The organism is Halomonas sp. KM072, from assembly GCF_050710315.1.
Classification (GTDB): domain Bacteria; phylum Pseudomonadota; class Gammaproteobacteria; order Pseudomonadales; family Halomonadaceae; genus Vreelandella; species Vreelandella hamiltonii.
Window position 1 is genome coordinate 3083004 of the sequence record NZ_CP136132.1, and the last position, 14739, is coordinate 3097742.

General features: G+C 60.8%; 12 protein-coding genes. 2 read left to right on the forward strand and 10 right to left on the reverse strand.

From position 1 onward, the window contains the following. Positions 1-2: 2 nt before the first annotated feature. From urtB to RVM26_RS14600, 7 genes are all read right to left on the reverse strand, one after another. Positions 3-1613 (reverse strand): ABC transporter permease, encoded by a 1611-nt coding sequence (gene urtB, locus RVM26_RS14570; RefSeq protein ID WP_498939409.1) that lies wholly within the window; start codon positions 1611-1613, stop codon positions 3-5. Positions 1614-1696: 83 nt separating this feature from the next. Next, a complete protein-coding gene (gene urtA, locus RVM26_RS14575) occupies positions 1697-3049 on the reverse strand; it encodes an urea ABC transporter substrate-binding protein (protein ID WP_498939411.1) in 1353 nt (450 codons plus the stop codon). Between the two features lie 382 nt (positions 3050-3431). Further along, on the reverse strand, positions 3432-4931 hold the full coding sequence (locus RVM26_RS14580) for a tripartite tricarboxylate transporter permease (RefSeq protein WP_498939413.1): 1500 nt from the start codon (positions 4929-4931) through the stop codon (positions 3432-3434). A gap of 49 nt (positions 4932-4980) precedes the next feature. Continuing rightward, positions 4981-5463, reverse strand: coding sequence for a tripartite tricarboxylate transporter TctB family protein (locus RVM26_RS14585; RefSeq protein ID WP_498939415.1), 483 nt, complete (start codon positions 5461-5463; stop codon positions 4981-4983). Positions 5464-5570: 107 nt separating this feature from the next. Next, on the reverse strand, positions 5571-6566 hold the full coding sequence (locus tag RVM26_RS14590) for a tripartite tricarboxylate transporter substrate binding protein (protein ID WP_062359190.1): 996 nt from the start codon (positions 6564-6566) through the stop codon (positions 5571-5573). A 244-nt stretch (positions 6567-6810) separates the two neighbouring features. After that, positions 6811-7542, reverse strand: coding sequence for a response regulator (locus RVM26_RS14595; RefSeq protein WP_287804809.1), 732 nt, complete (start codon positions 7540-7542; stop codon positions 6811-6813). Between the two features lie 42 nt (positions 7543-7584). Then, positions 7585-9279 (reverse strand): sensor histidine kinase, encoded by a 1695-nt coding sequence (locus RVM26_RS14600; RefSeq protein WP_498939418.1) that lies wholly within the window; start codon positions 9277-9279, stop codon positions 7585-7587. 125 nt (positions 9280-9404) lie between these two features. On the opposite strand from RVM26_RS14600, the gene RVM26_RS14605 reads away from it, so the two are divergent. Continuing rightward, a complete protein-coding gene (locus RVM26_RS14605; protein WP_039178631.1) occupies positions 9405-10151 on the forward strand; it encodes a DUF481 domain-containing protein in 747 nt (248 codons plus the stop codon). A gap of 9 nt (positions 10152-10160) precedes the next feature. Here RVM26_RS14605 and RVM26_RS14610 read toward each other — a convergent pair whose 3' ends face one another. Genes RVM26_RS14610 through RVM26_RS14620 form a run of 3 tightly spaced genes read right to left on the reverse strand, consistent with a single transcriptional unit; the run spans position 10161 to position 12809 of the window. Continuing rightward, positions 10161-10934 (reverse strand): ABC transporter permease, encoded by a 774-nt coding sequence (locus RVM26_RS14610; protein WP_498939420.1) that lies wholly within the window; start codon positions 10932-10934, stop codon positions 10161-10163. Between the two features lie 40 nt (positions 10935-10974). Further along, positions 10975-11757, reverse strand: a complete 783-nt coding sequence (locus RVM26_RS14615) for an ABC transporter ATP-binding protein (RefSeq protein WP_498939422.1) — start codon at positions 11755-11757, stop codon at positions 10975-10977. Continuing rightward, on the reverse strand, positions 11757-12809 hold the full coding sequence (locus RVM26_RS14620) for an ABC transporter substrate-binding protein (protein ID WP_240525290.1): 1053 nt from the start codon (positions 12807-12809) through the stop codon (positions 11757-11759). Before RVM26_RS14620 ends, RVM26_RS14615 begins: the two co-directional genes overlap by 1 nt. Before the next feature lie 373 nt (positions 12810-13182). Between RVM26_RS14620 and RVM26_RS14625 the strand changes: the two genes are divergently transcribed. After that, positions 13183-14736 (forward strand): BCCT family transporter, encoded by a 1554-nt coding sequence (locus RVM26_RS14625; RefSeq protein WP_498939424.1) that lies wholly within the window; start codon positions 13183-13185, stop codon positions 14734-14736. Positions 14737-14739 lie beyond the last annotated feature (3 nt).

Genomic DNA, 14739 nt, shown 5'->3' on the forward strand with positions numbered 1-14739 from the left:
GGTTAGCCCTCTGCAGCCCGGCCCTTCTGCGGGAAGAGTCCACGCGGGCGTTTTTGAATGAACAGGATGATGAACACCAGCACGATGATCTTGGCCAGCACGGCACCCGCCCAGGGCTCCAGCACCTGGTTGATGATGCCCAGTGAAAGCCCCGCCACCAGCGTGCCCCACAGGTTACCCACGCCACCGAACACCACCACCATGAACGAGTCGATGATGTAGTTCTGGCCCAGGTTGGGGCCGACGTTGGTGAGCTGCGACAGCGCCACACCGGCCAGCCCCGCCACGCCGGAACCCAGCGCAAAGGTCATGATGTCCACCCGAGTGGCCCGAATACCCATGGCGCGTGCCATGGCGCGGTTCTGGGTCACGGCGCGCACTTCTAGACCTAAGCGGGTGCGGCGCATAATCAGCATCAGCGCGGCAAACACCACCAGCGCAAAGCCAAGCACGTACATACGGTTGAGGGTCAGCGAGAGCGCGTCATTGATGACCAGCGAGCCGCTCATCCACTCGGGCGTCACCACGGTGCGGTTGAGCGGTGAAATCACCGTGCGCACCAGTTGCTGAAGAATCAGGCTGATGCCGAACGTGGCCAGCAGCGTTTCCAGCGGACGGCCCTTGAGGAACTGGATCACGCCCCGTTCGATGGCAATGCCCACCAGGGCAGCCACCATGAAGCCCGCCGGAATGGAAAGAATCAGCGCCAGCCCCGGCTGGCCCGGCAGCAGTTGCTGCATCATCCAGGTGGTATAGGCGCCCAGCATCATCAGCTCGCCGTGGGCCATGTTGATCACGCCCATGACGCCAAAGGTGATGGCCAGGCCGATGGCCGCCAGCACCAGTACCGACCCCAGGCTCAGGCCAAAGTAGAGCGTTTCGAGGCCACGATTGAGCTTGAGGTTTTGCTCGATGCTGAGGAGCGCCTCTCTGGCCGCGTCGGCGACCACCAGGTCATCGCCATTGGCCGCGCGATTGAGCGCCACACGGGCACGCGGATGCAGGCTGCCACGCAGCGCTTCCACGCCTTCCAGCTGGCCCGCTTCGGTTTGATAAATGGCCAGTGCCTGCGCTAACCGGCGCTGCACCTGGCTATCCTCTTCTTCGGCAATCAGCGCTTCCAGAGGCTCGGCCAGCGTCTCGTCCACTTCGCCCAGCAGACGCTCGGCGGAGGTACGGCGGCGTTCCACGCTGGGGGAGTAGAGGTCGACCACGGCGATGGCGCTGCGCAGTTGGTTGCGCAGGGCGTTGTTGATGCCGATGCGGTTGAGGTCGCGGCGGGACATCTCGCCTAGCGGCTCTTCGGTCAAGGCATCGGCCACGGGCCAGTCACGCCCGGTGTTGTTCAACACCACGACGAAGCGACCCTCGCTGGTGCGCTGCAGGCGGCCATCGAGCAAGGCTTGCAGCCAATCTCGGGCGCGCTCGTCGTCGCTTTGCAAAATGGCCGTAATCGCGTCGCCTTTGGCGCGGAAGTTCTCCACGTCCAGCGCGGTCAACAGCGCGAGTGCGGCTTGGTCATCGGGAGTCGAGGAGCTGCTTTGTGCCTGCGCCGACACGGCGGTGCCGAGTAGCATCAGGCACAGTAGCCCCAAGGAAAGGAAACGCCTCATGGGGTTCTTCCTTTGGTGATCAAATGGGAGAGGTAGCGTGCTCCCCTACTGCGCCATTGCGCTGGCGCAGTAGGGGACGAAAGTTACTCGGCGAGTGCCGCTTCGGCTTCTTCTGCTGCGGTGCTGCCACCGCACGAACCGTTGGCGACGTTGAAGTTGCCGCAGCGCATCGGTGCACGCCAGTCAGCAATCAGGTCGCGAGAGCCCGGCAGGTAATCCGACCACGCATCACCGGCCACGGTGGACGGCGTTTGCCAGACGATGTCGAACTGGCCGTTGTCCTGCACTTCACCGATCAACACCGGCTTGGTGATGTGGTGGTTGGGCATCATGGCGGCATAGCCACCGGAAAGGTTAGGCACGGTCACGCCGATGATCGCATCTTTCACCGCGTCCACATCGGTGGTGCCTGCCTTGCGCACCGCTTCGGCCCACATGTTGAAGCCGATGTAGTGGGCTTCCATGGGGTCGTTGGTGACCGCTTCTTCATCGCCCGTCCAGTCGATCCAGGCGTCGATGAAGTCGTAGTTGGCGTCGGTGTCCACGCTCATGAAGTAGTTCCAGGCGGCCAAGTGGCCCACCAGCGGCCCGGTATCGATACCGGACAGCTCCTGCTCACCCACCGAGAAGGCGATGACGGGAATATCCGCGGCATCGATCCCCTGGTTGGCCAGCTCACGATAGAACGGCACGTTGGCATCGCCATTGATGGTGGAGACCACCGCCGTGGGTTTGCCCTCTTCACCAAAACGACGGATTTCAGAGACGATGTTCTGCCAGTCCGAATGGCCGAACGGGGTGTAGTTGACCATGATGTCTTCTTCGGCCACCCCGTGCTCATCCTTCAGGAAGGCTTCCAGAATCCGGTTGGTGGTACGCGGGTAGACGTAGTCGGTGCCGATCAGCGCGAAACGCTCGATCCCGACTTCGTTGATCAGGTACTCCACCGCAGGAATGGCCTGCTGATTGGGTGCCGCGCCGGTGTAGAAGACGTTCTCGGAAGACTCTTCCCCTTCGTACTGTACCGGGTAGAACAGCAGGCCGTTCAGCTCTTCGAACACCGGCAGTACCGCCTTGCGGGATACCGAGGTCCAGTTACCGAACACCACGTCTACCTCATGCTGGGCCAGCAGCTCGCGGGCGCGCTCGGCAAACAGCGGCCAGTTGGAAGCGGGGTCAACCACCACGGCTTCTAGCTGACGGCCAAGCAGGCCACCGGCTTCGTTCTGCTGCTCGATGAGCATTTCCACGGTGTCTTTCAGGGTCGATTCACTGATGGCCATGGTGCCGGAGAGCGAGTGCAGAATACCGACTTTGATGGGGTCGTCGTCTTGGGCAACCGCTTGCACGCTGGCGCCCATCACAGCGGCGGTGACCAGGGCAGTGGCGAAACGGCTAAGGGTACGTGGGTGTGTCTTGCGCTGCAGTGTGGTCACTTGAACCTCCTTGCGCCCCTTATGGTTGGGGCTCGTGTTTGGGGTATCGCGACCAAGCGTTGTCGTTATTAATGCGACGGGGGCACTTGGTGCGTCCACTCGTGGGTAGCGAGCCATGGCTCGTTATTCACACGTCGCTATTCATTCTGCAAGGGGTGCGCCAGATTAAAGCAAAGACTATTAATAAAAATAGAATCAAATACTTAGCAGTTTTCAAAAAACACTATTTTATGCCGCGCGCACAAATATGACGCAATTAGTAAGCCGTCATGCACGCTTGTTATGCACCAATAGGATGCCTTGCACCACAAGAGGGTATTGTCACCGCCAATAAAAAAGCGCCCTAGGAGACCTAGAGCGCCAAGGAGTAAAGCGTTGGCGTTTAGTTAGCCGCCGCAGCCGCCTTGCTACGCCGCTTTTTAAGCAGCGGCAGGCCCAGGGAGAGCACCGCGATGACTAGTAGCGCCAGCGAGATCGGCTTATCGATAAAGGTGGTCCAGTCGCCACCAGATATCTGCAGCGCCCGGCGCATGGACTCTTCCATAATGTTACCCAGGATCAGCGCCAGAATCAGCGGCGCCGTGGGGAAGCCAAACAGGCGCATGCCCAAGCCCAACAGGCCAAAGCCCAACAGCAGCAGCAGGTCGAAGACGCTAAAGCTCATGCCGTAAACGCCGATCATGCAGAAGATCAGAATCATCGACAGCAGCAGCGGGCGCGGCAGGTCGAGGATTTTAGCGATCAGCGGGATCAGCGGCAGGTTGAGTACCAGCAGGAAGATGTTGCCGATATACATACTGGCAATCACGCCCCAAAACACATCCGGGCGCTGCTCCAGCATCATCGGGCCAGGGGTGACGCCCATTACCAGCAGCGCGCCCAGCAGTACCGCCGTGGTGCCGGAACCCGGTACACCTAGGGTTAAAAGCGGCACGAAAGAGCCGGTACACGCGGCATTGTTGGCCGCTTCCGGCGCGGCCACGCCTTTGATGTTGCCTTGGCCAAAGGTGTCGCCATCTTTCGCTAGGCGCTTCTCCATGCTATAGCCCAGGAAAGAGCCAATGGTGGCGCCCGCCCCCGGCAATACGCCGGTAAAGAAGCCCAGTACGGAGCTGCGGCTGATGGGGCCAGCAATCTTCTTCACTTCGCCACGGCTCAGCTTCAGCGAGCCGATGGCATTGCGCGGAGCTTCCTTGCCACCGCCCCCACGCAGCAGCATGTAGAACACTTCCGCCAGGGCGAAGATACCCAGCGCCACCACCAGAAAGTCGATACCGTCGAGCAGTTGAATCGAGTTGAAGGTAAAGCGCTCGGTACCGGTTTGCATGTCGATCCCCACAATCGAGATCATCACACCCACTACCGCCGCAATCAGGCCTTTTACCAAGGATTTATCCGACAGTGACACCACCGCCGTCAAGCCCAGCACCATCAGTGCAAAGTACTCAGCAGGGCCAAAGCTTACCGCCACTTTGGAGAGCAGCGGTGCCACCAGCATCAAAAAGATCACCGATACCGTACCGCCGATAAACGAGGCATACGCCGCAATGGCCAGTGCCTTACCCGCCATGCCCTGCTTGGCCATCGGGTAGCCGTCAAAGGAGGTTGCCACCGTGCCCGCCACGCCGGGGGCGTTGAGCAGAATGGATGAGGTCGAGCCGCCGAAAATAGCGCCGTAATAGACCCCTGCCATCAGAATCAAACCGGAGGAGGGCTCCATGGCAAAGGTAATCGGAATCATCAGCGCCAGCGCGCTGATCGGCCCTAGGCCTGGCAGCATACCGATAATGGTACCGGCAAACACACCGGCGAAAACGTAAGCGATATTGATTGGCTCAAGCGCGATGCCAAAGCCATACATCAGATTGTTCAAGGCATCCATGGGAGTGTCTCGCGTTAAAACCCGCTAAGCGTGCGTCAGCACGCCCTGCTTAGAACGGCAGTACGCCGGTGGGTAGGTAAACATCCATTACCCGTGTCATGGTCAGGTAAAGGGCCAGCACCACACCCAGCGATGCCGCCAGGTTGACGCCGTGGCGGCGATAGCCGTAGTAGGCGGTTAAACCAACGCTTAAGAGCGTGGAAGCCAAGACAAAGCCCAGCGGCACCAGCAAAAACGCATAGGCGGCGATGGCTAACGAGGTCACGATGACACGCGCCCAGGGGGTGAACAGCAGCGGGCCGTTGGTAGCCTCATGGTCGATCTCATCGGCCCCGGCAATAGCGCTCGGCTTTTCAAAAAATAGCAGCGCCGCCAGCAGCAGCAGAGACACGCCCAATACTTTGGGGAACAGGTCGGAATCCACCGGACGCGGTAAGGGGAACGTCGGGATTTGCCAAGCCATGGCTAAATAAGCAGCCGCCACCAGCGCCAGTACAAGCGCTAGCCACTGGTTGATATTCAATCGGGTCATTGGGATTTCTCCGAAGGAGCCAGCGCGGATGCGCTGGCCCTCGCGGTAACAGACAGAAGATCCCAGCGGCGTGGCGCCACCGGGGAATCTCTAACAGGTGCTGGCGCTTACTGGCGCAGCAGGCCCAGATCGGTCAGCACGCTGCTGAACTGCTCTTGCTGATCGTCCAGGAAGGCACCAAACGTTTCGCTATCCTGGTAGGCATCGATCCAGCCCAGCTGGTCGCTGGCTTCGCGCCATGCGTCGGTTTCGAGCATTTCAGCGAATAGCGTTTCGTAGTACTCCACCGCTTCTTCCGGCATTTCCGGCGCGCCCATCACGCCACGCCAGATATCGAAGGTGTAGTCGTAGCCCTGCTCTTGGTAGGTGGGCACGTCGGCCAAACCGCCGCCCAGACGCTCTTCAGAAGAGACACCCAGCGCGCGCAGCTGGCTGCCTTCGCCAAGCTGGCCCACCGCTTCACCAGCACCACCGATCACCGCTTCAATGTGGCCGCCCATCAGGTTGGTCATGGCATCGCCACCGCCGGAGAACGGGATATAGTTCACTGCCGAGGGCTCCATTCCCGCCGCCGAGGCCAAGCCCGCCATCGAGATGTGGTCCATGGAGCCAGGCGCACTGCCGCCGCCTACGCTCAGGCCGGGGTTGGCTTTGAGTGCTTCGAACAGGTCATCAAGGGTTTGGTATTCGGAATCCGCCGCGACCAGAATAATCGAGTAGTCGGTGTTGATACGCGCAATCGGCGTAAAATCGGTGTGGTCGTAGCGGGAAGCGCCTGCCAGCGGCACCAGAATCATCGGCGGGCTGGTGGCAAACAGTTTGTGGGGGTTGCCGCTATCGCGGGCGACCTGGGCCCACGCCACGGCACCGCCGCCGCCAGGTACGTTGATGGCCGCGAAGCTTTCGTCTGCCAGAGACTCCTGCTGAATCACGCGGGACATGGTGCGTACCAGCGTATCCCAACCGCCGCCGGGGTTGGCGGGGGCGATGAATTCGATGGACTTGCTCGGCGTCCACTCCTGCGCTTGGGCAGCGGTCGTCATGGCCAGGGCCGCCATCGGCAGGGCCAGCACGGCGATGCGCTTCAAGGAAAGCGTAGTCATTGGCGTTCTCCACGTTTTTGTTCAGGCGTTATTGTTCAAACGGTGTTTTGGTGGGCGCGGTTTGTTGTGTGCGCCGAACGAACCAAAAGCACGGCTAACCAGCAGCGCTTGGCACTCGATGATTAGCTTTGTGTGGTTACGCCCTGAACGTTAGAAGAGTGCCACCCTCCTCGACAAGCTTATGGCCATTAACGACATACTGTTCTTTTTGTGCGTTTTGTTCATTTTGTTCACGCAGACATGCTCATAGCGTTTCCAGCCATCCTTTGGCGGCGCTCAATAGCCGATAGCGCCGCTCGGGACGGCCTACATCGCCATAGCCCAGCTCGGCACTGACGGCCTGCTCGGCGACCAAAAACTCCAAATAGCGACGCGCCGTCGAGCGGCTCGCCCCCATGATGCGCGCCACCTGCATGGCCGTGAGCGAATCGGACTCGCAGGCCAGCGCGTCTATGACCCGACGCAGCGTCAAGCGGTCGATACCTTTGGGCAGCGTTCGGCTTGCCGTGCGCGTGGGCTCGCTGGGCGTCATCCGGGACAGCACGTGATCCAGTTCGTCCTGGCTCATTTCCGCGCGATTGGCCAGCGCCTCACGCTCACGGCGAAAGCGGGTCAACATCTGGTTCATGCGGGCCGCTTCAATGGGTTTGATCAGATAATCGAACACGCCGCCGCGCAGCGCTTCGCTGATGGTCTCCACCTCCTTGGCGGCGGTCACCATCACAATATCCACATGAACATGATCCCGTCGGATGGCCCAGAGTAGTTCGAGCCCCTCCACGTCGGGCAAGTAGGCATCGAGCAAAATGAGCTGAATATCGGCGGCGTGCTGGGCCATCAGCGCCTTGGCTTCACTGCCGTTGCGCGCCATGCCGACCACATAGAACCCGTCGCTCTGCTCGATGAAGGCGCGGTGGATATCGGCGATGCGAAAATCGTCTTCGACGACCAAAATGCCGTATTGCGTCGCAGACATGGTGTTTCCTCTTATTCATTAGCGTCGTCATTATTCGTGTCGTTATGAGGGCGCAGGCTCGGTGGCGGCCTCGGCGCATAGCGAGCGGTCCAGCACGGCAATGAAACAGGCGCCCCCCAGCTCGCTCTCTTCCAGGGTGATCGCGCCACCGTGCTGGCGACACAGCCGTTCCACCAGCGCAAGACCGATGCCCCGATGCTTGCCGGTTTTGGTGGAAAATCCTTCGGCAAAAATCGACTCCGCATGCTCGGCGGGCACCCCGGCACCATTATCTTCCACTTCAATAAGTAGCTGCTCGCCCAGGTCGGTGAAAAACAGCCGCACAGTGGGCTGGTCGCCATGAGGGCCGTTGAGCGCGGCGTGGCAGGCGTTATCCAGTAAGTTACCCACCACGCTCATCATGACCTCTTGGCCGGTGGGCGTTAGCGGGCAGGAGAGCGAGCTTTGTTCGTCGATTTCCAGCGCCACACCCAGTTCACGGGCGCGGGTCAGCTTGCCCAGCAGCGTGCCGCTCAGCACCGCATCGGCCACATGGCGCATCAGGAAGTTCATCTGCGCCTGGGCACGCTCGGTTTCCTGATGAATCAGGGCCAGCGCTTCCTCGATGCGCTGCAACTGCAGCAGCCCGGAAATGGTGTAGAGCTTGTTGGAGAACTCGTGGGCCTGGGCGCGCAGCATGTCCACGTCGCGGCTGGCCTGGGTCAGCGCCTGGGAGAGGTCGATGATTTCTCGGCGGCTACGGAAGGTGGCCACGGCGCCTTCGATTTCGCCCTCGTGAATAATGGGCACGCGGTTGACCACCACCGGGTGATCCCCCAGCCACATCTCCTGGTCAAACTCCTGCTCGCCATGCTTCAAGACTTCCAACAGCCGCGAATTGGGCACCACCTCACGGATCGGCTGACCCAACAGCACATGCTCGTCGGGCAGCTCCAGAAAGCGGCGTGCTTGCTGGTTCACCAGGGTAATGTGGCCATCCCGGTTCACCGCCAGAATGCCCTCGTGAATCGATTGCAGGATGGCTTCCTTTTCCATGGCAAGGCGGGCGATTTCGTAGGGTTCGAGGCCGAGAATGATCTTCTTGAGGTGCTGCGACAGCCAATAGGCGCCGGCAAACCCGAGCACGATCATCATGGCCACCAGCATCCAGCCCAGTTTGGTGTAGCGCGCCACGTCCATGTCCACGCGATCGAGCATGAAGCCGACGGAGACCACGCCGATGATGTTGCCCTCTTCGTCCCAAATTGGCGTCTTGCCGCGCATGGCGGTGCCCAGGGTGCCGGTGGCTTCGGACACGTAGGATTGACCATAGATCAGCGCTTGATCATTATCATCCCCCACCATGCGCTCGCCGATGCGCTCGGGCACCGGGTGGGAGTAGCGTATCGACTGGGCGTTGCCCACTACCACGTAGCGCGCGCCCGTTTCCTGGCGCACCCGCTCGGCCAGCGGCTGAATGAAGTGGGAAGGCTCGGGCGTGGAGAAGGCATCGACGATTTGCGGCATGGCCGCTACGGTCTTGGCGACCGCCAGCGCCCGCTCACCCATTTGATAGGTGATGATGTCGGCTTTACGGTAGTTCAGGTAGGTCCCTTGGGCCAGCAGCATACCCGCCAGCAGCAGGCCCACCAGGATCATGACCTGCAAGCGAAAGCTGCGTTTGTACCAGCGTCGCTTGGCGCGCGTGCGACGCCAGCGCTGCAGGTCGGCCAGGGTGCGTGGGCGGGGCTCGGTCATAAGGGAACTCGTGATGCGCAAGAGCGTCATTATGGCACGCACCGCCAGGCGGCGTTAGGCTTTGCGCTTTTTCACCCAGCGGCTTATATACTCCCTGCCCACCGCAACACTCAAGGAGGAGAAGAGTGCGACACCTTTCACGCTACCTGTTACTGGCCAGCTGCCCGCTCTGGGCGGGGGCTGCCGCAGCCAACCCTTTCTATGCGCCCCCGCCGCCCCAGGAAGATGCACCCATCTTCAGCGGCGACGCCGAGCTTGGGTTCAACCAGCTCTCCGGCAATACCGACAGCCGCACGCTGATCGGCAAAACGCTGCTCACCTGGCTGACCGGCGACTTCACCCACTCGTTTCGGGCAGAAGTGCGCAATGTCAGCAAGGATGGCGAGACCAGCGCGGAGCAGTACCTCGTGGCGGGGCGGGAGCGCTATGACTTCAACGGCCCGCATTACCTGTTTGGATTTGCTCGTTGGGAAAAGGACCGCTTTGCGGGCTACGATCAGCAGCTCACCGCCATCGGTGGCTATGGTCGACAGATCGTGGATGGCGAGCGCCACTACCTTTCTCTGGAAGCAGGGCCCGGCTATCGCCATGACCGGCTGCGTGACGATGAGAACGAGCAACTGGGCGTGGCCTACTCGGCGCTGGACTACCGCTGGGAGTTCTCCCAGTTCGCGGATCTGCGCCAGGAAATGTCCGTGGAGTACACCCATGAAAACACCACCTCGCGCTCGCTGTCGGCCCTCACGGCACGCCTGAACTCTCGGCTGTCGTTGCGCCTGTCTCATGAGATCAAGCGCAACTCCCAGCCCCCCGAAGAGGCCAGCGAGCGGACCGACCATACCACCAGCGCGTCGCTTCTCTACCGCTGGTAGCCTGACAGGCTACTGGCGCTGCTGCCCGCGGTGTGCCCAGGCGGTCATGCGCTTTTCCAGCAGCGAGAACAGCTCGTACATCACCATCGCCATGGCGCTGATCACCAGCAATCCGGCGAATACCAAGCCCATGCGCATCTGTGAGCCAGCGCTCATCATCAAGTAGCCAATGCCTTGGTTAGACGCCACGGTTTCCGACACCACCGTGCCCACAAACGCCAGGGTGATGGCGATTTTTAGCGAAGCAAAAAAGTACGGTAGCGAGCGCGGCAGGCCCACCTTGAGCAGCACGTCGATACGCCGCGCACCCAATACGCGCAACACGTCCTCCATTTCCGGCTCCAGCGTCGCCAGCCCCGTCGCCACGTTCACCACGATGGGGAAGAAGCAGATCAGGAAGGCGGTGAGTATTGCGGGCACCGAGCCGATGCCGAACCAGACCACCAGAATGGGCACGAAGGCCACCTTGGGAATGGCGTTGAACCCCACCAGCAGCGGGTAGCAGGCGTTGTACAAAAAGCGCGACGAGCCGATGATGAAGCCCAGCAACAGCCCCACGGCAACGCCGAGGCCAAAGCCAATCAGCGTGGTCCAGAAGGTTTGCCAGGAGTGCTTGCCGATGGGCCCGGCGTAGGTCACCAGCGCCTGAACCGTGTCCAGCGCGCTGGGGAAGATAAAGCTCGGTACGTTAAATAGCCGCACTGTGACTTCCCAGATCATCACCAGCACCACCACCGCGATCCAGGGCGCCAGACGTTCAATCAGTTTGCTATTTACGGTCATAAAAAAATGCCTTAATGGTGCCGACGCAGAGAGTCATCGATCAGGTGCTACGCACTTCGCCAATCTGGGCGCGTAGTTCCTGCACCAGATCAATGAAGGGTTTTTCGTAGGTGGTCTCCAACGCTCGGGGGCGAGGCAGCTCAATGGAGCGACGCTCAATAACGCGACCTGGGCGGCGGCTCATCACATACACCGTATCGGCTAAGAAGGCCGCTTCACGAAGGTCGTGGGTTACCAGCACCACGGTAAACCGTTGGGCTTCCCATAAATCCCGCAGTACGCACCACAGCTCTTCGCGAGTAAAAGCGTCTAGCGCGCCAAAGGGCTCGTCCAACATCAGCAGGCGCGGCTGGTGGATCAGCGCCCGGCAAATGGACGCCCGCTGCTGCATGCCGCCGGAGAGCTGCCAAGGGTATTTATTCTCATGCTCGGCGAGCCCGACGGTTTTCAGCAGTGAGCGCGCCCAGCCCACAAACTCCTCGCGACGCTTACGAAACTGCCGACGGTAGGGCTCAACAATTTCCAGCGGCAGCAGCACGTTATCCAGCGTGGTACGCCAGGGCAGCAGGTTGGCATTCTGAAACGCCATACCGGAGATTTTCAGTGGTCCGGTGACCGGCGCGCCATCCACGCTGACACTCCCTTGGGTAGGTGCGTGCAGGCCCGTGCATAACTTCATAAAGGTGGATTTGCCACACCCTGACGGCCCCACGAAGGCGACGAACTCGCCTTCGTGGATCGACAGGTCGATATCTTCGATGGCGTTGCCCGAGCCGTCGTACGCCAGGCTCACGTCATCGAAGCGGACGAACGCTGCCGACATCACTCCGCCTCCGGCAGCAGCATGCGCTCTTCTACCGGCGGCAGGTAGCGGGAGTCAAAGACCTGATCGGGGGATGGCAACGTGGGCAGATCGTAAGCATCCGCCACCAGTTGAATCGCCTGGCTCAGCCGCTCGTCATCCACACCGCCCACACCATATTCACGGGCATCGGGGGTATCCACCACGCTCTCCAACGCCAGCTTCAGGCGACGCGTTTCCATCTCGACATCGATCAGGCCGTCGCGGTTACGCACGTACTCGATGGCTGCTTCGGGGTCTGCCAGGGTCTCTCCCAGCGCACGGTTGAAGGCGCGCAGGAAGCCCTGCACGGCCTCGGGGTTGGCATCGGCAAAGGCATCACTGACCAGAATCGCGTTGCCGTACAGCGGGACGCCGTAGTCGGGGAACGGCATGATGGTCAGCTCGTCTTCGCTCATGCCGCGCTCTTCCAGGTTCAGCAGGCTGGTGAAGTAGAAGCCGGTGATGGCATCGACATCGCCCCGGGTCAGCAGGGTTTCGCGTAGCGCAGGGTCGACGTTTTGCCATGCCACCGCGTCGGCCTCCAGCCCATTGGCAGCGGCAAAGATGCCCCAGGCGCGATAGCCGGTGTCGAAGGCCGGGGCGGCGATGGTCTTGCCTGCCAGGTCAGCGGGGCTCTCGATGCCGCTCTCCTTGCGCGCAAACACCGCCGCGGGCGTGCCGTCATAAACGATATAGACGCCCTTGATGCCGGGGCCTTCCGGGTTTTCCGCAAGGAATTCGACCAGCGCGTTGAGATCGCCAAAGCCCATCTCATAGGCGCCCGAGGCCACCCGGTTCACCGCCCCTGCAGAGCCGCTTCCCGAATCGATCTGAACCTGCAGACCTTCTTCGGCGAAGTAGCCTTTTTCGGCTGCCATCAGAAACGGCGCTGCCGGGCCTTCGAAGCGCCAGTCCAGCTGGAAGCGAATCGAGGTCGTCTCGGCAGCAGCGCCGAGCGGCATCATCAGCACCGCGCCAAATAGCGCTAGCGGAAACAAAGGGGAGCGGGCAGTACGGAAACGAATCGGCATGGCAGTGAGCACCTTGTATACAAAATTGAAGAGGCTTTGCAGCAACACTGCCATCTTTTGCTTTTTACTTTTTATTCATTAGCTTAGGCACGCAAATGGATCATTCATCGCCCTCAAAAGCGCCAAAATGGTGCGCCACGCATTGGCCGCGCACCATTAGAAAACATTTTTGACCAAGCCGTTAGACTTTGGTCTAGGTCGGCGGTATACTGTGCTCAGTTTCCTGTCCTCGCGCCATTCATTGAATGGCGCTTTTTTTTGCTTTGAAAACCTGGGGCCAGCGGCGTTAAGTCGGCTCCCTCTTGGGTTTATTAAGCTAAAGGTTCTGCTCCCGCTCTTTCCTGCAACCTCCCATTCCAAATAGGTACTCTTCATGAACCAACCTGCCCAACGCGCCGAGGGGCCTTCGCGGTTCTCCCTCGGCGACCCTATCGTGCTGCTGCTCAGCATCGGCTTTATCGTGGCGTTTCTAGGGCTCTCGTTTTACGACATCGAACGAGTCGCCAGCTCGATTAGCGCAGGCTTCGCCTGGACGGCCCTGGTGCTGGGCAGCTATTTCCAACTCCTGCTGATACTGACGTTTTTCATTGCGATGGGCGTGGCGTTGACGCCCGCGGCCAAAGCCAAGATCGGCAATCTCGATGCACCCGAAATGAGCACGTTCAAGTGGCTCTCGATCATTCTGTGTACCCTGCTGGCGGGCGGCGGGGTATTTTTTGCCGCAGGCGAGCCGGTGTACCACTTCGTGGTGACCCCGCCAGCGTTCGATACCGAACCGGGCACCGCCGACGCCGTTGCCGGTGCCTTGGGTCAATCGTTCATGCACTGGGGCTTCATAGCCTGGGCGGTGCTGGGCTCGCTCACCGCCGTGGTACTCGCGCACGCCCACTACGTGAAAGGCCAGCCGCTGCAACCACGCACGCTGCTTTACCCGGTGCTGGGCGAACGCTTGATGCGTGGCCCGCTGGGTAGCGTGGTGGATGCCTGCTGTGTGATTGCCCTGGTGGCGGGCACGGTAGGCCCCATCGGCTTTTTGGCCACGCAGGTGAGCTTTGGCTTGCATGAACTGTTTGGCCTGCCGGAAGGCTACACGGGCCAGCTCATCATCCTGGGTGTCTTGGGCGCCATCTATGTGCTCTCTTCCATGAGCGGCGTCCACAAGGGCATTCAGCTGTTGAGCCGTTTCAACGTGCTGCTAGCGCTGACCATCGGCGCCGTCATCATCGTATTCGGCCCCACACTGTTTTTGGTCAATACCTACCTATCCAGCATGGGCGCCTATATCAGCGAGTTTTTCACCATGGCGACGATGACCGCTGAAACCGCCCCGGCGTGGTGGATGCAGTGGTGGACGGTGTTCTTCTTTGCCTGGTTTATTGGCTATGCGCCGCTGATGGCGATCTTCGTGGCGCGCATTTCACGGGGCCGCAGCATTCGGGAGATGATCGTGGCCGTGGCGGTGCTCGCCCCGATTGCCACCACCGTGTGGTTTACGCTGCTGGGCGGTTCGGGCATCTATTATCAGCTCACCGGCGTGATCGACCTCAGCGGGGCGCTCAACAACTTCCAGTTCGATGTGGCGACGCTGACCGTGGCCCAGGCACTGCCGGGCGGCACCTGGATGGCCATGGCCATCTTGCTGCTGACCACGATTTTTGTGGCCACCACCGGCGACTCCATGAGCTACGCGATTGCCGTTGTCGGTGCGGGACACGATGCCCCCAGCCCCTACATGCGCGCTTTCTGGGGCATTGCGATGGCCCTGATGGCGGCCGTGCTGCTGTACATGGGTGCAGGTCAAATTGGCGCGCTGCAGCAGTTTATCGTGATTACCGCGATCCCGGTGTCGCTGATTCTGCTGCCCTCGCTGTGGAACGGCCCGCAGGCGGCTTACGCCTTGGCGCGTGAACAGGGCATCATCGAGTGACGA